The organism is Exiguobacterium sp. s80, assembly GCF_018618725.1.
Taxonomy (GTDB): Bacteria; Bacillota; Bacilli; order Exiguobacteriales; family Exiguobacteriaceae; genus Exiguobacterium_A; species Exiguobacterium_A oxidotolerans.
The window spans coordinates 108,119-128,975 of record NZ_JACSMP010000003.1; the positions used below are offsets into that span (position 1 = coordinate 108,119).

The following is a 20,857-nucleotide window of genomic DNA, read 5'->3' on the forward strand; positions in this document are numbered from 1 at the left end:
GAAACGCTTTTAAATATGTCTTTTTGATTACTATGCTTCTTCAGTCGGAGAAAATTTACGTTTAAGCTTCAACGTATTGGCCGAAGATCCGTCGAAGCGAGGTGGTGCTTCTTCTCCTTCTACCGGCTCCATCCGCTTGACGATGAAATAAGCACAGCCGAAATTACAGTATTCATATAAATAATCCGCAACATGCGAAATCTTCGTATCAAACGTCGCCTTGATGTGATCGTCATTATAGAAGCCACGTAGTCGAAGTTGACCGTGCCCCCAATCTCCGACGATGTAATCATATTTTTCGAGGACATCACTGAATCGTCCGATGAAAGCTTCCTCATTGAAACCTTCACGCTTTTCTTCGACGATTTCATATCGTTCGCGATTGACTTGTATCATTTTTCCACCCCCTGCTCCTATTATCATAGCATATTCATTTCTGAAAACGAATCTCCGCGCAGACGAAAAACCGTCCCAGTCGGCTACTGAGACGGTTTCATTTACTCAATCGATTGGTAAAGCAGCTTTATTTTTTTTCGCTGCGTTGACTTGTTCATCCGCATGATAAGAAGAGCGGACGAGTGGACCGGCTTCACAGTGTGAGAAGCCTTTGCCAAGCGCAATTTGTTTTAGTTCAGCAAATTCTTGTGGTGTATAGTATTTGATGACATCCAGGTGTTTTTTCGTCGGTTGAAGATACTGACCGATTGTCATGATATCGACGTCGTTCGCACGAAGATCATCCATCGTCTGTAAAATCTCTTCCCACGTTTCACCAAGTCCTAACATCAAACTTGATTTCGTCGGGATTTCGGGAGCAAGCTCTTTTGAACGGCGAAGGAATTCGAGTGTCCGGTCATACGTTGCTTTTGCGCGGACCGTCGGTGTCAAGCGTCGAACCGTCTCGATGTTATGGTTCATGATGTCCGGTTTCGCTTCAATCAAGGTTTGGAGCGCATCAAAGTTTCCACCCATATCAGATGGCAAGACTTCAATCGATGTCTCCGGGTTCATCCGTCGTACTTCACGGACCGTTTCGGCGTAAACTCCTGCCCCGAAGTCATTCAGGTCGTCACGTGCTACTGCCGTGATGACTGCATGTTTCAAGTTCATCAGACGAACCGATTCTGCGACACGTGTCGGCTCTTCTAAATCGAGTTCATTCGGACGTCCTGTCGTCACAGCACAAAAACGGCATGCCCGTGTACAGATACTTCCAAGAATCATAAACGTCGCCGTCCGGCGAACGGCCCAACATTCATGGATGTTCGGACACTTCGCTTCCTCACAGACAGTATGTAGCTTTTTTTCTCGCATCATACTCTTAAGCTCTGTGTAGGTCTCGTTCGTATTCAACTTGATTTTTAGCCATTCTGGTTTCCGTTGAATCTCTCCTCTAGCCATAAATACACTTCCCCCTTCATCCCCAAAAAAAGTCATTTATTTTCTGTTTCAGTATACCAAACAATTATCGTTTAGGGGCATGCAATTCAGTGAATTCTGACTTCTCCGATAGCCGGTTAAATAGCAAATCTCGTAAAAGCTCCGGCATGAAATACTGTTTTGGCATGTCTTTGATTGCTGGGAAGAGAGGTCCAAACGTAAACATGTCTGGCATCGCGACCGTGTAGTGCGCCGACTCGTCCAGTGTGGCTAAAACGGAGTCACGTCCTGCGTAATGCATTTTCCCCATCAATTTCCCGCGAAACCCGAGTCCACGGACTTTTAACTGTTCAAACTGATTCGTTTCGACTTCTTCCATGAACGTCATCAGTTGCTGTCCTGTCATCGTGACGTTACACGGATTGATGGGATGCGGACATAACCGGTGCAGGTCGAAGGAAGAGACAGGACCCGGAGATAGCGAACCGAGCAACATACCAGCCGGGACACAAGCAATATCTGCTTTACACCAGTCCTGCATCGTCTCTGCTAACAGTTGGGAGAACGGTGACGGACTAAACCAGTCATTCGCTAGACCTGATGTCCTGCCAATCGGTTGTTTCATCACTTTTTCAGCCGCATATTGTTCCCGGTCGAGTAATCCGGAACTCGCTTCATCCGCCGCATAGTCGTGAAGCGGGTGCAAGACGGCTTCTTTTTCACCGGTATCCGTGTTGAGATAAATCTCACCTGCGTATTGACCGTGCTTACCGGCTTGAGCAATCAAGACACCATTCTTGACGACACCATCGTCTAAGACATGATGCGTATGGGCTCCGATGATTAAATCAAGCTCCGGGAACCGTTCTGCCAGTTCCTCATCCTGATAAAACCCAAGATGACTCAAACAAATCAGGACGTCGACCTGTCCGCGAAGCGACTCGATTTCACGCGCTGCTGCTTCGAACGGGTCTTCGATTGTCCACCCGAGCAACTCATACAGTTCATAGTAAGGGGCCGTCAGACCAAAGACTCCGACGTTACCGGTCGGAAGTTCCTGAATCATGCCAGACTTCGCGAACGGTGCTGTCATATTCGAGACGAGTACAGGGAACGTCGCTTCTGTATAGAGTGCCGCAAGCCAGTCATGCGGAAACGTGATTCCTTCATTGTTTCCGATCGTCACGGCAGTCGGTGCTAACTCATTTAAGAGATGGGTATTGATTTTTCCTTGCGTCGCTTCCGTCGCCGGTGCGACACGGTCTGCATGATCCCCTAAATCAAAGACAAGGGAGTCGTACGTCCGGTGTTCCTTGATGAACGACATATAGCGAGGCCACATATCAAAGTGTGAATGAAGATCATTATAATGGATGACGTGTAACTTCACGCTCAAAGCCTCCTCTAAAATTAAAACAACGAGATTTGCCGGGGAGCGAGTTCATAATCGAGATTAAGGATCTCAATCAGACGTTTCGCATTCGGCGCGGCATCGCCTGCTGAATTGTTATTAAAGAAAACATACACGTCTTTCGCTTGTCCTGCAAGCGTCCGGACATGTTCTGCTAATTCTTGTAATTCTTCTTCCGAGTACCGGTATAAACAACGGACCTTCCGCCAGTCGTCACTGCTTTGCCCCGGCTTTTTCAGCCAGCCGTTTTTGTTCCGACCATGCAAGCGGACGAACGCTGTTTCTTGCGTGACGACAGGAACGAACGGGACGGAACCGTCTTCCGTCTGCGGCTCATCACAAATCGTATGAATGAACTGATGCTCTGCTAAAAAACGAAGTGTCCGTTCCCGATATTCGCCGGAGTACCAGGACGGATTTCTGAATTCGATCGCAACCGGGAGTCCCGCAAGCGATTTACGAACAGTTTGCAAGTATTCAAGGTGAACTTTACTAACGTCGAACCAAGGTGGCAGTTGGACGAGAATCGCAGCAATCTTCCCGCTCTTTCGCATCGGCTCGATTGACGCGATATATTGTTCGAAAATCGGACCGAGCGGATCTTTGTTGTCCCGGTCATGCCCGCTCATCGCCCGGTGTACTTTGACGATGAAGCGAAAGGTGTCCGGTGTTTCTGCGACCCATTTTTGATAGTTTCGTTCCGGTTGAATCGCATAAAACGTCGAATCAACTTCGACTGCCGGAAAATGTCCCGCGTAGGCAGCCAGTTTTTCTTTTCGGTCTTGCGGTGTCGGATAGAGGCTATCATGATCCCCCCAACCGGTTACGCCGACATAAATCATCCGCTTATCCCTCCTTAAAAATTATATTTTAATCTGTATCTTTTCCCACCTACTATTATTCCTTAAAATCTAGGTGATAATCAGGAAAAACATAAAAAAACCCATAACAACCTTATGCAGACTACAGCCAAAAACTATATTCTGAAAGTATAAATTACGGGTTATTTTATATTTGCTAGACAGTTTGTCAAATTAAGTGTAGTACTTCTTCTGAGATGATTTCGTGCAGTTTTCCAATTGAGACACTCTTCTGCCCTTGTTTCAAGCGAGCACTTGAGTAAGTTCAGAACGACTGACCTTAACGAAATCCGTCTTCTTCGGGAAAAATTCATTGAGAAGACCATTGGCCTTCTTATTACTCCCACGTTGCCTAGAAGAATACGGATCCGCGAAAGTACATCGGTACAGCGAGATAGAAACGGCTCTTTCTCTAGATTAACGTTATGATACAGACCTTGGATTTTCCTCTGGCTGAGACGCCCCCAATTCCCGGACGTTTTGAACCATTTAACAATGGACGGACGTTTAGTCCGACGTTGAAGTATCCACTCTTCTCATATGATTTCTGACGTTTTCCCTTTTTACGAAGGAGTACAGAACGGAATCGACGAGACCCGTATAAATCCAGCGATAAATCGTCTTGAACGAGAGCTCTTCTTGGAATAAACGTCCGACACTCTATTTGGGAAACCATGTATCTCTTAACTTTTCGAGAATGCGGACTCCTCTTTCTAGCGTGAACTTTGTCCGCGCACCGCACTTCTTCTTTTGCTCAGCATAATTCTGGTCGGCACGGGAAGCACTGTTGTAAAGGTTATGTCTCAATTCTCGTGAAATCGTAGAAGGTTGATGCCCAAGACATCCTGCAATCTTTCGGATGGAAAAACCTAACTCGAGATACGTCTTTATTTTGACTCTTTCTAATGTAGTAAGATGAACATAGCTCATAACGAATCCTTCGTTGATTTTTTGTGGTAATTCTATTCTACACAAGGTCGTTATTTTTCTACATTTCCTCTTAGATGCTGCCTCTAATATTACAATTCGGAATTAATAGAAAAAGTATGTTGTTGTTATAAACCCCTACTCCCTCCACAAAAATATCATTTTACTTTTTGATTATCTATATTAGTTTTTAGTATTTTCATTTTTTGTTTTTGAGGTATTGGAACTATATAAGATCCATAAGGTAACAAACTGATCAAAAAAGTTAATAAAACAGATAATGCAATAGTTAATATCAGAGTAAATACAAACATATTACTAGAGTTAATGCTTTGGGTAAGTCCTATAAACCTCAGAACCTTAATAATTAATGGATGTGTTAAATATACACCCATAGAATAGTTACCTAAAAACGTAAATATTCTATTGCATATATTATCTCGTGTAACAAAATCATGAAAATAATTTAAAAAAACTAAGAAAAACGGAATATATATTAAATTAGATATATTTTCAGAAGTATACAATACATTTAAGTCTATGCTTATAAGAATATCTAAAAACAAAATAAAAATAACGATTACTAAAAAAGATTTATATTTAATCATTATCAACTTCAATTCTTCGTAATAATTAGCATAAATAATTCCTAACATAAAGTATGGAATCCAGTTTAAAATAAATGCTTTACTATTGATAATAGCGAATAAGAATTCATTGTTAATATCTACTCCATCATTTAGTATCCATAAGAAATTTAAAATAACTGAAATTAAAAGACCAGATATTAGAAATAAACCTTTTTTAATTTCTGCAAAATTGGAAACAAAAAATAAAATTGTATAACTGTCAAAATAAAATATAAATGAAAATTAGCATTTCCATATACGAAATATGAAACAATACTTAAGTCTTTATTTAAGCTATGTTCAATTGAACCTCTATAAATCAAGTAAATACTACTCCAAATAATATAAGGTAAAAAAATTTTTGTAAATCTTGACTTAAAAAAGTAATGAAAATTAAAACCTCTTCTTAATACAGAAGATGTCAATAGAAATGCACTGACTACAGCAAAGACAGGTGTTCCTAAACGGGCTATTTGATTTATATAACCAATAAATTCATTAGAAAAAACTTGATTTGAATAGTAAATCCCTGCAGTAACATGTACTGATACAACTAATATAGCTGCAATAGACCTAATTATCGGTATTTCTTCATAGTATTTCAAATTAATACTCCTTTGTTAATTCAATTGTTACGGACAGTTTATCAAATTAAGTGCAACACTTCTAGAGAAGTCCTCATATATAGTTTTACTGTCAAGACATTTTCTTAATCTACAATTGATCAAAGCGAGTGCCCCGGACGGCTTAAAACGATTGATCTTTTTAAAAACTATCCAGCTTAGGAAAAATTCACGGAGAAAACAATTCTCGTTTTGCTACGCTGACTTTTCCAAGAAGAGTTGGGATCGGAAAGTACAATGTACAACTAATGCTTCATGAATCCTTTCATGACAACTGAACTCTTTTCCACAATCTGTCTTAACGTTTGGAGTAGTTCTGCTGGGAAAGAAGCACAAAGTGCATGAAACACCTCTTTAATTGAGTCAGAAATCATACGTCCTCATGGTTTCTAACACTTTTCTTTTTTGACCAGAAGACCAGAACGGACCTCGATAAGGCAACTTTACATTATACGATAAACCGTTTTGAACGATGCTTTTTTCCGCTGGAAATAAATATCCTCTAACCTGCTCGAGAGACTATATCGCTTGTAACTTATCGAGAATGTAAATTTCTTTTTCCTTCGTTATCTTTATCCGTGCACCACACTTCTTTTTTGGCTCTTTCTGATTTAAAAAGATGAATATAGTTCGTAATGAATTTTCCATTAAATATGGTGTTGTAACTATATTCTATACGATTTCGTTACGGACTTCTTTTGGCTTTCTCCCAGGTATTTTACTTAATATTATAATTAGTAAACAAAAAATATAAAATTCACTAAAAATATTGATATTTCAAAATGAAAATAATTAGAATAAAATTTCTTTCCATTTATTCATTATTTTTTTAGAGTCATATAGATTTAAAATTGTTTCTTCAGCATTGTAACCGAGACGCAATAACTTCTCAGGATTTTGTATAAGATTTAGAATTTGCTCTGACATAGCTATTATATTTCTATTTTCAATTAAGTATCCATTAAAATCATTAACTAAAAAATCTTTAGGACCATAATTTATATCAAATGCAATTAAAGGTTTTCTATGAAGCATAGCTTCAATCATACTTAATCCTTGTCCCTCATATTGAGAAGTAGATATCACGCAATCAAATGTATTTATAACCTCTGAAGTCTTAGAGGTATACCCCATTAATTTAACGTTCGCATTCAGCATCTTATCAGAAATAAGCTTTTCAATATTTTCCTTTTCCGGACCTTCTCCATATATTTCAAAAATCACTTCATTATCTACTTTAACAACCTGTTCTGCTACTTCAATCAAATAATTTATGCCTTTAGTAACGACCATCCTAGAAATATGACCAATTTTTTTATTTGGAACTTTATCTATAATCTTATCAGGATTTTTTATAAAATTACTGATTACAAATATATTTTTTACTTTATATTGTTCTATTATATCTATTTTTTGGGCCTCTGTTAAAACAATTACTCCATCAATATTATCAGCATTTTCAATAATATAGTTCTCTTGTTTCTTCACCGAACCATTCTCATCAAAATTTTTAAAATGGTTAACGTGTATAACAGCAAATTTTTTTACCTTATCAAATGAAGTATTTAACATTTTAGGGAAACTTCCAGGACCATCACATATTAAAACATTTTTTTCTGAATCTTTTACAATACTTTCTATAAAAAAACTTGAAAGTTCAATATTGTTTTTGAACTGTTTATTTTCGTTTAATAAATATATAGATCCAATCGCTCCACTTACAGGACTTAAATTTCTAGACAGATATGGAAAACTATTTTTATCAAAAAAAACTTCGCAGATTACTTTGTTTTCATTATTAAAAACATCTTTCTTAACAACTTTATCATCAAAAAAGTAAAAGCGTTCTTTTCTAGAATTATTATTAAAAGTATCAATTATATACGAATTCTTATTTTTACTCTCTTTTTTAAATGCTATATACTGACCAGTAAAACTATTGAAATATCTTGAAATATTCTTAGTCTCCTGTACTTCAATAGTATCTTTAAAAAGCAATTTAAATACTTTGTAAATTTTTTTATTCGTTTTATTTCTTATAGAAGAAGATTTTTCTTCGAAAAAATTAAACATATTAATCATTTTTGTTCTACTATCCATCTTACCCTGTTTTATTAATTGATCAATAATTACATTATAATTTGTTTTAAAATCAAATGTAATAACATCTGCATTAATGCCGCTATTGTAAAACTCTTTACTTCTTTCTAACATTGCAGTCGTCATTCCACCCTTATTTACATCTAATTCATGAACAATCATAAACACATTTTTCAAAAGTAAATCCCCAATCTAAAAATAGTTATAAAAAACGTAATTAAAACAACAAAAAATTAAATCTACAATACAAAAATTAGACGGTATTTAACAACAACACCGTCTAATTCTTATGTTAATTAGAAATTTAAAACTAAACGTACAGATTATCCGATTGAACCTTCCATCTCGAACTTGATGAGACGGTTCATTTCGACCGCATATTCCATCGGCAATTCTTTTGTGAATGGCTCGATGAAGCCCATGACGATCATTTCTGTTGCTTCTTCTTGTGAAATCCCACGGCTCATGAGGTAGAACAATTGTTCTTCCGAGACTTTCGATACTTTCGCTTCGTGTTCAAGCGAGATGTTATCGTTGAGGATTTCGTTGTACGGAATCGTATCCGACGTCGATTGGTTATCCATGATGAGTGTGTCACATTCGATGTTCGAACGCGCTCCGGTCGCTTTACGGCCGAAGTGGACGATTCCGCGATACGTAACTTTCCCACCGTGTTTCGAAATCGATTTCGAGACGATCGTTGACGACGTGTTTGGCGCAAGGTGGATCATTTTCGCACCCGCGTCCTGGTGTTGCCCTTTACCCGCGATGGCAATTGATAATGTCATCCCACGTGATCCTTCACCTTTTAAGATGACGGCTGGGTATTTCATCGTCAATTTCGAACCGATGTTACCATCGACCCATTCCATCGTCGCGCCGGCTTCACAGATCGCACGTTTCGTCACGAGGTTGTAGACGTTGTTTGCCCAGTTTTGGATCGTCGTGTAACGGCAATACGCGTTTTTGTTGATGAAGATCTCAACGACCGCCGAGTGAAGCGAGTTCGTTGTGTAGACCGGTGCCGTACATCCTTCGACGTAGTGCACAGATGCTTCTTCGTCAACGATGATGAGCGTCCGCTCGAATTGACCCATGTTTTCCGAGTTGATGCGGAAGTAGGCTTGAAGCGGCGTATCCATCTTGACGCCTTTTGGTACGTAGATGAACGATCCACCCGACCAAACCGCTGTGTTAAGGGCAGCGAATTTGTTATCTGTCGGCGGAATCAATTTACCGAAGTACTCACGGAACAAGTCTTCGTTCTCTTTGAGTGCTGTATCGGTATCTTTGAAGACGATCCCTTGATCTTCAAGTTCACTCTTCATGTTGTGGTAAACGACTTCTGATTCGTACTGTGCCGAAACACCTGCCAAGTACTTTTGTTCTGCTTCCGGGATACCGAGTTTGTCAAACGTACGTTTGATTTCTTCCGGTACTTCATCCCATGATTTTTCAGCACGTTCCGACGGTTTCACGTAATACGTGATGTCGTCAAAACGAAGATCTGATAAATCGCCACCCCAGGCTGGCATCGCTTGTTCGTTGAAAATCTTAAGCGATTTCAAACGGAAGTCGAGCATCCATTGTGGTTCTTCTTTCATTTTCGAGATCGTTTCGACGACTTCTGTCGTCAAGCCACGTCCAGAACGGAAGATCGAGATATCGCGATCGTGGAAACCATATTTATAATCGCCAATTTCAGGCATGTTCTTAGCCATGTTCATTTCCTCCTCTTACTTACTGACCGAAGTTACTTGCCTTCTTCCACGCCACGTTCGAGCGCTTTCCAAGCAAGTGTCGCACACTTGATACGTGCTGGGAATTTTGTCACACCGGAAAGTGCTTCTGCGTCCCCAAGATCAAACTTCTCATCATCATAGTCTTTCCCTTGAACCATCTCCGAAAAGATTTCTGCGAGTTGTAATGCTTCTTCGACCGTTTTTCCTTTGACGATCTGTGTCATCATCGACGCGGACGCCATACTGATAGAACACCCTTCGCCGTCAAACTTCGCATCTTGGACGATATCGTCTTCGATCGCGAGCTGTAAACGAATCGTGTCTCCACACGTCGGGTTGTTCATATCGATCGTCACGCCTCCCTCGATCGCACCGCGATTACGAGGAGTTTTATAATGATCCATGATCACTTGACGGTACAAGTGATCGAGATTGTTAAAATCCATGACTGAAATACTCCTTCGTTTGACGAAGTCCTGTCACTAAGGCATCGACTTCTTCTTGCGTGTTATACAAGTAGAAGCTTGCTCGTGCCGTTGAACTGGCACCGAGCCAACGCATCAGTGGTTGTGCACAGTGATGACCGGCGCGGACTGCGACGCCTTGCATGTCGAGTACCGTCGCGACATCATGTGCATGGACATCGCCGAGATTGAATGTGACGAGACCGACACGTTCTTCTGGACCATAAATCGTTAATCCATCGATTTCACGCATCTGTGCCATCGCATACCGGGCGAGTTCGCGTTCATGGGCTTCGATGTTCTCTAGACCGATTTCTTCTAGAAAATCAATCGCTGCCGACAGACCGACTGCCCCCGTAATGATGGGTGTACCGGCTTCAAAACGGTACGGTGATGGTTTGAACGTCGATTCTTCAAGTCCGACGTAATCAATCATCTCGCCTCCGAATTCGACCGGTTCCATCGCATTCAGTAATGCTTTTTTACCATATAAGACGCCGATTCCTGTTGGTCCACACATTTTATGGGCAGAGAACGCCAGGAAATCACAGTCGAGATCGACGACGTCAATTTTTTGATGCGGTGCACTTTGCGCTGCATCGACGACCATGACGGCACCGACGGCATGCGCGAGTTGCGCCACTTCTTTGATTGGATTGATCGTACCGAGGACGTTCGAGACATGTGCCATCGCAACGACTTTCGTCCGATCGGAAATTTGTGCTTTGACGGCTTCAATCGTCACCCGACCATCAGCTGTCAAATCAACATATTTCAATTTCGCTTTTTTCTTTTTCGCGACTTGTTGCCACGGAATAAGATTCGCATGGTGCTCAAGATAGGTGACGACGATCTCGTCGCCTTCTTGCACATGCTCCATTCCGTAACTGGACGCGACGATATTAATCGCCGTCGTCGTCCCACGGGTAAAGATAATTTCTTCATGGTGTTGCGCCTTGATGAAACGACGTACGTTCTCACGCGCACCTTCGTACGCATCCGTCGCTCGTGTTCCGAGCGTATGGACGCCACGGTGCACATTCGAATGAACCGTCTTGTAGTAGTTGTCGATCGCTTCGATGACGACGAGCGGCTTTTGTGACGAAGCCGCACTATCTAAATAGACGAGTTTCCGGTCATTAACCTGTTGGTCAAGAATCGGAAACTGATTGCGGATGGATGCATCGATTCCCATATTAGTTTACTTTCCCTTCAATCACTTGAACGAGACGTTCCTTGACGGAGTCAATCGCAAGCTCAGAGACGACAGGTTGTAAGAAACCGTGAACGACAAGGCGTTCTGCTTCTTTACGTGACAACCCACGGCTCATCAAGTAGTAGAGTTGGAGTTCGTCGACACGGCCGACAGATGCCGCGTGTCCTGCCATGACATCATCTTCATCGATCAAGAGGATCGGGTTTGCATCACCACGTGCCTTTTCAGACAACATGAGCACACGTTCCGTTTGGACTCCGTTTGATTTCGACGCACCATGGTGAATCATTGACGTTCCGTTGAAGATCGACGTCGCCGAATCTTTTTGAACACCGTGAATCAAGATGAATCCTTCCGATCCTTTACCGAAATGATCTGTCCGGACGTTGAAGTTTTGTTTTTGATCGCCACGACCGACAGTAACGGCTTTCGTATCTGAGAACGAATCGTTCCCGACGAGATGCGTTTTCGTTTCTGTGATCGTATGTCCGTCATTCATGTGACCGAGTGCCCATTCGAGCTTCGCGCCTTGTTTGACGACACCACGGCGGTTCATATACGTGACAGCACCTTTCGCAAGCGTATCAACGCCTCCGAAAAGAACTTTTGCGTTCGCTTCGACGAACACTTCCGTCACGACGTTGACGTTATGTGCTTCTTCACTGTAAGAGACGAAGCTTTCGATATACGTCAATTCGCTGTCTTGATCGGCAACGATGATTGCGTGGTGGTAAAGTGCGCCGCCTGCTTGTTCGAGCGTATAAATCGCTTGCATCGGTACCGTCAGCTTAACGCCTTTAGGTACGTACAAGAATGTTCCGCCGTTCATGAGCGCTGCGTTGAGTGCTGCGAGACGGTCTTCATTGACGTTGACGCCTTCTGTCATGAAATACTTCTCAACGAGTTCCGGATGATGCTTCATCGCATCCTCAAGCGTTGTGAAGATGACACCGTTCGTTGCTTCACTGTTTTGCGCATGGACAAGTTGTCCGTTACGCGTGATCAACATATGGTCACGGTTTTCACCGATTAATGTTTCGATATCCGGCGTGAGACCTGTTGCTGTCTCAAGATCTGCTGTGCCTTCTGTGAAGTTCCAGCCACCGATTTTAATTTTTTCTACTTTTGGCAATGCGAGCGTTGGGGCAAGATCAAGTGCATCTTGGCGCTTAGAAATCATCCAAGCGGGCTCCCCTAAGCGAGTCGCACGTTCTGCCACTGCCTCGCGATTTACGGCAAGATTCAGTTCTACAGTCATCATGCTTCCTCCCTCGTCTTACGCTTTTGTTTCGATTTCGACTTCTTCGATGCCGAGTTCTTTTTTAACCCAGTCATATCCTTCTGCTTCAAGACGGTGTGCAAGTTCTTTTCCGCCAGACATGACGATTTTTCCACCCATCATGATGTGGATGAAATCAGGCTCGATGTAGTTCAAGAGACGCTGATAGTGCGTGATGATGAGGCAACCGAACTCAGGTGAACGCATTTCGTTAACACCTTTTGCAACGACTTTAAGTGCATCGATATCAAGACCTGAATCGATTTCGTCGAGGATTGCGATTGCTGGTTTCAGCATCGTCATTTGAAGAATTTCGTTCCGTTTTTTCTCTCCGCCTGAGAAACCTTCGTTGAGGTAACGGTGTGCCATTTCGCCTGGCATTTCAAGAAGTCCCATTTGCGCGTCAAGTTGACGGATGAACTTCATGAGTGAAATTTCATCGCCTTCTTCGCGACGTGAGTTGATTGCTGAACGAAGGAAGTCAGAGTTTGTAACACCGCTGATTTCGCTTGGGTATTGCATGGCGAGGAACATTCCTGCTTGCGCACGTTCGTTAACTTCCATCTCAAGAACATCTTCTCCGTCGAGTGTGACTGATCCAGATGTTACTTCATACGTTGGGTGACCCATCAATGCAGATGCGAGTGTTGATTTACCTGTCCCGTTTGGTCCCATGACCGCGTGGATTTCGCCGCCTTTGATTTCTAAGTTAACGCCTTTCAAGATTTCTTTGCCGTCGATTGCGACGTGTAGATCTTCAATCTTCAAGTGTGAAGCCTTCATGTAGAATCCCTCCATCTATTCATTTCGTGTCTGACGATTCAGTTCACGAGAGTTACTAATTTAGTATCATTCTAATCTTAATGAATCATACCACATTATTCAAGCGTCATCGCTCATGGTTTTTTCTCAAAATGAAGCCTTTTAGTGAGAATGACTTTAAAGTGATACGACTTCTTTCTCTTCTTCCACCTTCGTTCGTCTGTGAACCCGCTGTGACAGTAAGAGCAGTGGTATTCCGAGTAATGTCAAGAGGGCTAAGCAACCAAAAATCGGCAACGGACGATCGGCGCCAAAATAAAAAAGTAATTGTCCGCCGATGACCGGTCCGATTGACTGACCAATCGATGTTAAGCCCATCGCTCCGAAATAACTGCCCCGTAATTCCGGTTTCGCAAAACTATCGGTCAAGATATCCGTCATCGTGAACATCATCACTTCCCCGCACGTGAAGATGAACATCGCACCGATCATCAACCAGACCGTTCCGGCATTCCCCATGACGAATAAACCGAACGCGACGGTCGCAATCCCGACCGTAATCGAGACGAGCGGCGACGTCTTCATCCCGAACTTCATGATCGGGTACTGGACGATTAATACGGTCACGGCATTAATCGTGATCAATAAAGCAAACAAACTAGTCCCACCGGACAGTAACGTCGTCGTCGTCAAAAATTGCGGCAACGTCGAGTTGAACTGACTGTAGCCGAGAATCCCGAAAATGATACCGGCGAGGGCAAACGTGAAAGCGACGTCCGTTTTCAACAGTTGAACCGTTGCGCCGAACGAAACTTTTTTCCCGCCGTGACTCTCTGTGATCGGATACCGCTGAAACAGGATAAAAATCGCAATCCCGTACGCGAGATAAACAAAGGCTGTTATATAGAAGGTAATCGCTGTATTGCCGGCACTGAGCAATAACGCAATCCCCGGCCCGATCGCAGCCGCGACATTGATCATCGCATAACGGATGTTGAAGACGAACAGTCGATTTTTTTCATCCGTCGTGTCACTGATCAGGGCACGGGCGGATGGTTCAAAGATGGAACGAAACACGCCGTTCAAGGCACTCAAGGTAAAGAACGCCCAAAACGTCTCGACCTGCGCCAAGGCGATGAAGACGAAAACGAAGCCGAGTGTTCCGGTCAGCATCATCGTCCGACGGCCGTAACGGTCAGACAAGGTCCCGCCGATGAAACTCATGACAAGACTCGAGACGGCTGAAATACTGAGGACCCAGCCGACATCGACCGGGCTGAACTCCAGCACCGTCGATAAATAAATCGCAAAGAATGGCATCGTGATGAACGTCCCGAGCCGTGAGAAAAATGTTCCGAGCAGGACGCCGATCGTCAGCGGATGTAACTGTCGTAAACGGTGCACCTAGAATCCCCCTTCAACTAAAAAAATAATGCATCCTTCCATTATATAGGAAGAATGCATCATTCGAGTGAATTATTTGCTGACCGGGACGACGGCCCCTTTATATTCTTTCGTAATCCAATCCTGTGTCTTTTTCTCGTGTAAGATATCGAGCAATGCCGTCACACGCTCGTCTTTTTCATCACCTTCACGCGTGACGATGATGTTGACGTATGGTGAAGACTCATCTTCAAGGGCAATTGTGTCTTCTAACGGGTTCAAACCGTTATCAATCGCGTAGTTCGTGTTGATGAGGACAGCATCGCCTTCATTGTTTTTGTACGCTTGCGGCAAGAGTGACGCTTCGATATTCGTTTTGAACTCAATGTTCTTCGGGTTTTCCGCGATATCGCTAAGCTGAGCATCTGTCGTCTTACCGTCTTTCAACTTAATTAAGCCTTCGTTTTGGAGGAACGTCAAGACACGTCCACGCTCCGCGACGTTTGAGCTCGTCAAGATCGTTGCACCTTTCGGTAACTCGTCGAGCGACTTATATTTTTTTGAGTAAACGCCGAGCGGTTCAACGTGGACGCCGCCTGCATTTTCAAATTTATAAGATTTGTTCTCTTTTTCCTGTTGCTCAAGGTACGGAACGTGTTGGAAATAGTTCGCATCGATTTCTTTTTCAGCGAGTGCCTTGTTCGGCAACACATAATCTTGGAACTTTTTGATTTCGAGTTTGTAGCCTTTTGCTTCATACTCTTTTTGAACGTGCTCTAGGATTTCAGCATGGGGAACGTTTGAAGCACCGATGACAAGTGTCTTCGCGTCGTCTCCTGACGACTCTTCCCCACATGCTGCAAGACTGACTGCTAAGACGGATACTGCTGCTGTACCGACGAATTTTTTCCAAAGTTTCATGAATAATTCCTCCCAAGTTAACTAAAAATAGTATTATCGTTTATCGATTGCTTTTACGAGCAGGTCACCAATAATTTGAATGATGAAGACGATGACGAGAATCAACAATGTCGCGATGGCGATGACATCGTTTTGAGAACGCTGGAAACCTTCGATATATGCCATGTCCCCGAGTCCTCCTCCTCCGACTACTCCGGCCATTGCCGTGTAACCGACGAGCGCGACGAGCGTGACGGTGATACCGGAGACGATTGCTGGTAGTGCTTCCGGAATCAACACTTTATAAATGATTTGGAACTTCGTTGCCCCCATCGATTCCGCTGCTTCGATGACACCTTTGTCGACTTCACGCAGTGCCAGTTCGACCATCCGCCCGTAAAACGGTGCCGCCCCAAGAATCAGTGCCGGAAGTGCCGCTGTTGGTCCTAAGAACGATCCGACGATGATGAGCGTCACTGGAATCAATAAAATCAACAATATAATAAACGGAATCGAACGGAAGATGTTGACTAAAAAGCTGAGCACGGAATACAGTGCCCGGTTCTTAAACAATAAGTCTTCATTCGTCGCGTATAACAACAGACCGATGACCAGTCCGAGAACAAATGTCGCGATTCCGGCAACAACTGTCATATAGACGGTACTGCCGGTCGCCGTCCAGACCATTTCCCAATCGAGGTCGTTAAAGAATGTCGTCATCGGTGATCCACCTCCACTTCCACGTCACTCGCTTGAAGTTTCGCGATGACCGCTTGTGTTTCATGTGCCGCACCAATCAGTTGGATGAACAACGTTCCGAGTGCACCGTCTTGCGTCTGTCCGACGTTCCCGCCGATGATATTAAATAATAAGGTCGAATCTTTCATGACTTCTGCCAGGATCGGACTTTCTGCTGTCGAACCGACGAATGTCAGCTGGACGATTTTCCCTGTCGGATAGCGCTCACGGAGTTTCGCGAACGTCAACTCGTTTTCTGTAGACGACGTCAGTTGTTTGACGAATTCTTTTGTCATCGCTTGTTTCGGATGCCGGAAGACTTCTGAAACAGGACCCTGTTCGACGATTTTCCCGGCCTCCATGACGGCGACCCGGTTACAGATTTTTTGAATGACGTGCATCTCGTGTGTGATCAAGACGATCGTCAGTTTTAGTTTTTTATTGATGTCGACGAGTAACTCTAAGATCGAGTCCGTCGTTTTCGGATCAAGGGCGCTTGTCGCCTCGTCACATAATAAGACGTCCGGGTTTGATGCCAGTGCGCGGGCAATCCCGACGCGTTGTTTTTGTCCACCGGATAGTTGTGACGGATAAGCGCCTTCGCGACCGTCGAGTCCAACGAGTTGAATCAGCTCGGCGACCCGTTCTTTCCGGCGTGCTTTCGGATATCCGCCGAGTTCGAGCGGGAACATAATGTTTTCTTCGACCGTTCGTGACCAAAGCAAGTTGAAGTGCTGAAAGACCATCGAGACATTTTTCCGGACGCCGCGTAATTCTTTCGGTCGTAACGTCGTCATCTCGACACCGTCAATTTGAATCGAACCGCTTGTCGGTGCTTCTAACATGTTCAGCAGGCGAATCAAGGTTGACTTCCCTGCACCGGAATAACCAATTATTCCGAAAATTTCGCCGCGCTCAATCGTGAGATCGACGTTTGCGACAGCTTCGACTTCGCCGCGCTTCGAGCGATAAATCTTTCCTACATCCTGTAAACGAATCACTACTGTCCCTCCTAAACATAAAAAAAGTGCGCACGTTTTAGAGCAAACGCGCGCACTTTCAGTACACAAAACCATTTGCTCTCATCTTGCAGACGTTCGTCTGCTGGAATTAGCACCACTTCGGAAATAAATTCCGCGGTTGCCGGGTTTCATCGGGCCAGTCCCTCCACCACTCTTGATAAGAGTTATCGGTATTTAGTTGTTTTTAATATATTTTGAATATTAGCAGGGGTTATTTTGCTTGTCAAACAGTTTTTTCAGAAACTTTTTCGAGCAAACTGAAAGCATGCGTTAAATCTTCTTTCAAATCCTCTGCATCTTCAAGTCCGACCGAGATTCGGACGAGACCATCCGTGATGCCGAGTTCTGCCCGACGTTCTGCCGGAATCGACGCATGTGTCATCCGTGCCGGAACGGAAATCAAACTTTCGACCGCCCCTAAGCTTTCAGCAAGCGTGAAGAAGTGTGACGCTTCCACAAGTTTCTCTGCATTTGCAGCTGAACCGACATCAAAGCTGATCATCCCGCCGAAACCAGTCGCTTGTTTTTGTTGAATCGCATGACCGGGATGCGATGCGAGCCCCGGGTAGAAGATGTTCGAGACGACGTCTTGTGCTTGCAGGAAGCTGACAAGTTCATGTGCTGTCTCTTCGATCGCTTCCATCCGGATACCGAGCGTCCGCAGACCACGGACAAGCAGGAAGCTGTCTTGCGGTCCGAGAATTCCACCCGTCGAATTTTGGATAAAGTGAAGTTCTTCGCCGAGCGTATCATCGTTGACGACGACAAGCCCTGCGACGACGTCCGAATGGCCGCCGATGTATTTCGTTGCACTATGCAGCACGATATCTGCCCCAAGCGCGATTGGTTGTTGCAAGTATGGTGTCGCGAACGTGTTGTCGACGACGAGCTTCAAGTCGTGACGACGCGTGATGGCTGCGATCGCTTCGATGTCCGTCACTTTTAATAACGGGTTCGTCGGTGTCTCGACGTAGAGCATCTTCGTGTTGTCCTGAATCGCCGCTTCCGTCGCGCTGAGATCCGTCGTATCGACGAATGTCACTTCGATGTTGAACTTCGGTAGGACACGTTGCATCAAGCGGAACGTTCCGCCGTAGACGTCGTCCGTCATGACGATGTGGTCGCCAGACTGAAGCAGATTGAAGACAGCATGGATCGCCGCCATTCCTGATCCGAACGCGAATCCACGGACGCCTCCTTCAAGATCAGCAATCAATCGTTCGATGCTCGTCCGCGTCGGGTTTGCTGTGCGCGAGTACTCATACCCGTCTTTTAATTGACCGATTTTTTCTTGCTTATATGTGCTCGTTTGATAGATTGGCGGTGTAACGGCACCCGTTGCCTTGTCTACACCCGTTCCTCCGTGAATCAACGCTGTTTTTTTACGCATGTGTCTCGTCCACCTTTTCAAAGATTTGTTGGCTCAAATACCGTTCTGCACTGTCTGCGAAGACGGTGACAATCGTACTTCCCGGATGGCGCTGGGCGATATCGAGCGCCGCGGCGAGTGCCGCTCCTGCCGAACTGCCGACGAGTAACCCTTCACGTGCCGCCAGTTCATGGACCTTCGTAAAAGCATCCGAATCAGAAATCGTATGAATTTCATCAACTAAATCACGAGAAACGAGACTTGGCCATTTGGCTGTCCCGATTCCTTCTGTTTTATGCGGTCCGGCTGACCCTCCGTTGAGGACGGAGCCTTCCGGTTCGACGATTGCCCCTTTTGTCCCGAAGCGTTCTTTTAAGAAAGCCGTCGTTCCGGCAAACGTTCCACCTGATCCGCATCCGGCGACGAACCAGTCGATGTGACCGAGTTCCGCCACAAGCTCCGGACCAAGTGTCCGCTGATAAGTGACCGAGTTTTCTTCGTTTTCGAATTGGAGTGGCACATAACTGTTCGGAATCGTTTGTCCGAGTTCTTTTGCCTTATCGATTGCGCCTTGCATATCGAGTTCAGTCGGCGTGTTGACGACAGTCGCGCCGAGTGCCCGCATCAAAGTCTGTTTCTCTTGACTGAACTTTTCTGGGACGACACAAATGACTTGTAAGTCATATTTTTTAGCGGCGAGCGCCAAACCGATGCCGGTGTTGCCGGCAGTCGGTTCGATGATCGTTCCGCCTGGTGTCACGTACCCCTGTTCGATTGCGGCATCAACGAGTTGGATACCGAGGCGGTCTTTGACGCTGCCACCAGGGTTCATCCATTCGAGCTTCGCCAAAATCCGCGTACCAGCAGGCAAATCGAACGAAGTAATCTCGTACAGTGGCGTATTTCCGACGAGGTCTCGGACTGACTTCGCGATCATCCGAAGACGATGTCCCATTCGTCGCGACCGGCAAGCATTTTCTCGGCATAGTGCTTCGCTCCTTTAAGGTCGTGTGCGCTCGCAAACCCACATTGCGTTTCGTTTTGTGCCGGAATCACTTCAGCCGCTAAGACGTCGTTCAATGTCTTCTCGACGAGTTCACTCATTTTTTCGACTGAGTCAAAGTTCATCATCGCCATGTAGAAACCAGTCTGGCAGCCCATTGGCGAAACATCGATGACGTCGTCCGAATAGTTGCGGATGTTTTCAGCAAGTAAATGTTCGAGTGTGTGCATCGCACGCATCGGCATTTGCTCGACGTTCGGTTGTGTGAAACGAATATCATATTTGACGACTTGGTCGACTTTACCTTCTTTATAGCCTGCTACACGAATATATGGTGCTTTGACTTTCGTATGGTCCAAGTTAAAGCTTTCTACGTTCATTTTTTTGATTGTCATGATTTATTCCCCCATTTTCTCGGCTTCTATGAGCCAGACGAAGTGATTGTATTGTGTGAATGTCACGTTAAATCCGCGTGACGTAAAAATCTGTTCCATCACTGGAATCAGTGGATAAAATTCGCGTTCTAAATCTTCTGCAAGGTTGTCAAACCCTTGAGTTTTTGCTTCTGCAATCGTTTCTAGACGTGCTGCCTCAGAAACGAACATCGTATCGGCATAGACGATCTTTCCGTCTGCCGGTAAAATCGCTGCCATCAAATCGACGGCCTGTCCTTTTTCTTCATCCGTCAAATGATGAAACGCATAAGTCGAGACAAAACTTTTTGCCTCTGCTGCTTCAAACGATAAGAAATGACCATCTTGAACAGCCAGTGCCGGAATTTTATTGATTAAGATGTCGCGCATTTCCGGACTTGGTTCAATCGCCAGTACCTGCTCATGACGCGCAAGCAAACGTTGCGTCAAGTTGCCTGTTCCTGCGCCAAATTCGGCAACGGGTGACATCGCTTTTTCAGCGACCGCCTCTAATATTTCGTCATAACGGCGAAAGACTTCTTTGTACTCCGGATCTTGCCCCGTTACTGTGTCGTCGTAAGATGACGCCCACTCTGTAAATACATCCATGAAACGTACTGTCATGCCTTTTCGTCC

Annotated in this window: 18 protein-coding genes, 2 pseudogenes and 1 riboswitch; all 20 genes and pseudogenes read right to left on the minus strand. The window is 44.4% G+C overall.

Annotation, left to right across the window (positions count from 1 at the left end; translation table 11 throughout):
- Positions 1–30 precede the first annotated feature (30 nt).
- The 20 genes and pseudogenes from KNP94_RS08440 to KNP94_RS08535 all read right to left on the minus strand — a co-directional run bounded on the left by KNP94_RS08440 (position 31) and on the right by KNP94_RS08535 (position 20,845).
- Entirely contained in the window at positions 31–396 is a 366-nt protein-coding gene (locus tag KNP94_RS08440; RefSeq protein WP_088837693.1) for a YutD family protein, read from the minus strand.
- A 105-nt stretch (positions 397–501) separates the two neighbouring features.
- Entirely contained in the window at positions 502–1,401 is a 900-nt protein-coding gene (lipA, locus tag KNP94_RS08445; RefSeq protein ID WP_088837694.1) for a lipoyl synthase, read from the minus strand.
- A gap of 64 nt (positions 1,402–1,465) precedes the next feature.
- On the minus strand, positions 1,466–2,770 hold the full coding sequence (locus KNP94_RS08450; RefSeq protein ID WP_215115546.1) for a bifunctional metallophosphatase/5'-nucleotidase: 1,305 nt from the start codon (positions 2,768–2,770) through the stop codon (positions 1,466–1,468).
- Positions 2,771–2,790: 20 nt separating this feature from the next.
- Entirely contained in the window at positions 2,791–3,633 is an 843-nt protein-coding gene (locus KNP94_RS08455) for a DUF72 domain-containing protein (RefSeq protein WP_215115547.1), read from the minus strand.
- A gap of 187 nt (positions 3,634–3,820) precedes the next feature.
- A pseudogene (locus KNP94_RS16125) lies at positions 3,821–4,581 on the minus strand (transposase).
- A gap of 155 nt (positions 4,582–4,736) precedes the next feature.
- Positions 4,737–5,812 (minus strand): annotated as a pseudogene (locus KNP94_RS16130) (acyltransferase).
- Positions 5,813–6,622: 810 nt separating this feature from the next.
- Entirely contained in the window at positions 6,623–8,107 is a 1,485-nt protein-coding gene (locus KNP94_RS08470) for a glycosyltransferase (RefSeq protein WP_215115548.1), read from the minus strand.
- A 146-nt stretch (positions 8,108–8,253) separates the two neighbouring features.
- Positions 8,254–9,651 carry a Fe-S cluster assembly protein SufB gene (gene sufB, locus KNP94_RS08475; RefSeq protein ID WP_028105809.1) on the minus strand — a complete coding sequence of 466 codons (1,398 nt, stop codon included), beginning with the start codon at positions 9,649–9,651 and terminating at the stop codon, positions 8,254–8,256.
- Between the two features lie 32 nt (positions 9,652–9,683).
- A complete protein-coding gene (sufU, locus tag KNP94_RS08480; RefSeq protein ID WP_029331275.1) occupies positions 9,684–10,118 on the minus strand; it encodes a Fe-S cluster assembly sulfur transfer protein SufU in 435 nt (144 codons plus the stop codon).
- The gene (locus tag KNP94_RS08485) at positions 10,108–11,331 is read right to left on the minus strand and encodes a cysteine desulfurase (protein WP_215115549.1); all 1,224 of its coding nucleotides are present in this window, start codon (positions 11,329–11,331) and stop codon (positions 10,108–10,110) included. The genes sufU and KNP94_RS08485 overlap by 11 nt, the downstream gene beginning before the upstream one ends.
- Position 11,332: 1 nt before the next feature.
- On the minus strand, positions 11,333–12,610 hold the full coding sequence (sufD, locus tag KNP94_RS08490) for a Fe-S cluster assembly protein SufD (protein WP_215115550.1): 1,278 nt from the start codon (positions 12,608–12,610) through the stop codon (positions 11,333–11,335).
- An 18-nt stretch (positions 12,611–12,628) separates the two neighbouring features.
- The gene (sufC, locus tag KNP94_RS08495) at positions 12,629–13,414 is read right to left on the minus strand and encodes a Fe-S cluster assembly ATPase SufC (RefSeq protein ID WP_012371204.1); all 786 of its coding nucleotides are present in this window, start codon (positions 13,412–13,414) and stop codon (positions 12,629–12,631) included.
- A 156-nt stretch (positions 13,415–13,570) separates the two neighbouring features.
- A complete protein-coding gene (locus KNP94_RS08500; protein WP_214766898.1) occupies positions 13,571–14,797 on the minus strand; it encodes an MDR family MFS transporter in 1,227 nt (408 codons plus the stop codon).
- Between the two features lie 72 nt (positions 14,798–14,869).
- Positions 14,870–15,697, minus strand: a complete 828-nt coding sequence (locus KNP94_RS08505) for a MetQ/NlpA family ABC transporter substrate-binding protein (RefSeq protein WP_088837700.1) — start codon at positions 15,695–15,697, stop codon at positions 14,870–14,872.
- A gap of 33 nt (positions 15,698–15,730) precedes the next feature.
- A complete protein-coding gene (locus tag KNP94_RS08510) occupies positions 15,731–16,396 on the minus strand; it encodes a methionine ABC transporter permease (protein ID WP_215115551.1) in 666 nt (221 codons plus the stop codon).
- The gene (locus KNP94_RS08515; protein WP_215115552.1) at positions 16,393–17,415 is read right to left on the minus strand and encodes a methionine ABC transporter ATP-binding protein; all 1,023 of its coding nucleotides are present in this window, start codon (positions 17,413–17,415) and stop codon (positions 16,393–16,395) included. Before KNP94_RS08515 ends, KNP94_RS08510 begins: the two co-directional genes overlap by 4 nt.
- Positions 17,416–17,493: 78 nt before the next feature.
- Positions 17,494–17,600, minus strand: a riboswitch (SAM riboswitch).
- A gap of 59 nt (positions 17,601–17,659) precedes the next feature.
- Positions 17,660–18,826 carry a bifunctional cystathionine gamma-lyase/homocysteine desulfhydrase gene (locus tag KNP94_RS08520; protein WP_088837703.1) on the minus strand — a complete coding sequence of 389 codons (1,167 nt, stop codon included), beginning with the start codon at positions 18,824–18,826 and terminating at the stop codon, positions 17,660–17,662.
- Complete coding sequence (locus KNP94_RS08525; RefSeq protein ID WP_214769062.1) at positions 18,819–19,742, minus strand: PLP-dependent cysteine synthase family protein; 924 nt, start codon at positions 19,740–19,742, stop codon at positions 18,819–18,821. Before KNP94_RS08525 ends, KNP94_RS08520 begins: the two co-directional genes overlap by 8 nt.
- A complete protein-coding gene (locus tag KNP94_RS08530) occupies positions 19,739–20,203 on the minus strand; it encodes an S-ribosylhomocysteine lyase (protein WP_088837705.1) in 465 nt (154 codons plus the stop codon). Before KNP94_RS08530 ends, KNP94_RS08525 begins: the two co-directional genes overlap by 4 nt.
- A gap of 3 nt (positions 20,204–20,206) precedes the next feature.
- The gene (locus KNP94_RS08535) at positions 20,207–20,845 is read right to left on the minus strand and encodes a class I SAM-dependent methyltransferase (RefSeq protein WP_215115553.1); all 639 of its coding nucleotides are present in this window, start codon (positions 20,843–20,845) and stop codon (positions 20,207–20,209) included.
- Positions 20,846–20,857 lie beyond the last annotated feature (12 nt).

What these genes read in the sequence shown, in the direction of transcription:
- KNP94_RS08535 (WP_215115553.1), bottom strand. Translation starts at nt 20,845, where the DNA reads ATGACAGTACGTTTCATGGATGTATTTACAGAGTGGGCGTCATCTTAC.
- sufU (WP_029331275.1), bottom strand. Translation starts at nt 10,118, where the DNA reads ATGGATTTTAACAATCTCGATCACTTGTACCGTCAAGTGATCATGGAT.
- KNP94_RS08485 (WP_215115549.1), bottom strand. Translation starts at nt 11,331, where the DNA reads ATGGGAATCGATGCATCCATCCGCAATCAGTTTCCGATTCTTGACCAA.
- sufD (WP_215115550.1), bottom strand. Translation starts at nt 12,610, where the DNA reads ATGACTGTAGAACTGAATCTTGCCGTAAATCGCGAGGCAGTGGCAGAA.
- lipA (WP_088837694.1), bottom strand. Translation starts at nt 1,401, where the DNA reads ATGGCTAGAGGAGAGATTCAACGGAAACCAGAATGGCTAAAAATCAAG.
- KNP94_RS08525 (WP_214769062.1), bottom strand. Translation starts at nt 19,742, where the DNA reads ATGATCGCGAAGTCAGTCCGAGACCTCGTCGGAAATACGCCACTGTAC.
- KNP94_RS08510 (WP_215115551.1), bottom strand. Translation starts at nt 16,396, where the DNA reads ATGACGACATTCTTTAACGACCTCGATTGGGAAATGGTCTGGACGGCG.
- KNP94_RS08455 (WP_215115547.1), bottom strand. Translation starts at nt 3,633, where the DNA reads ATGATTTATGTCGGCGTAACCGGTTGGGGGGATCATGATAGCCTCTAT.
- sufB (WP_028105809.1), bottom strand. Translation starts at nt 9,651, where the DNA reads ATGGCTAAGAACATGCCTGAAATTGGCGATTATAAATATGGTTTCCAC.
- KNP94_RS08440 (WP_088837693.1), bottom strand. Translation starts at nt 396, where the DNA reads ATGATACAAGTCAATCGCGAACGATATGAAATCGTCGAAGAAAAGCGT.
- KNP94_RS08505 (WP_088837700.1), bottom strand. Translation starts at nt 15,697, where the DNA reads ATGAAACTTTGGAAAAAATTCGTCGGTACAGCAGCAGTATCCGTCTTA.
- KNP94_RS08520 (WP_088837703.1), bottom strand. Translation starts at nt 18,826, where the DNA reads ATGCGTAAAAAAACAGCGTTGATTCACGGAGGAACGGGTGTAGACAAG.
- sufC (WP_012371204.1), bottom strand. Translation starts at nt 13,414, where the DNA reads ATGAAGGCTTCACACTTGAAGATTGAAGATCTACACGTCGCAATCGAC.
- KNP94_RS08530 (WP_088837705.1), bottom strand. Translation starts at nt 20,203, where the DNA reads ATGACAATCAAAAAAATGAACGTAGAAAGCTTTAACTTGGACCATACG.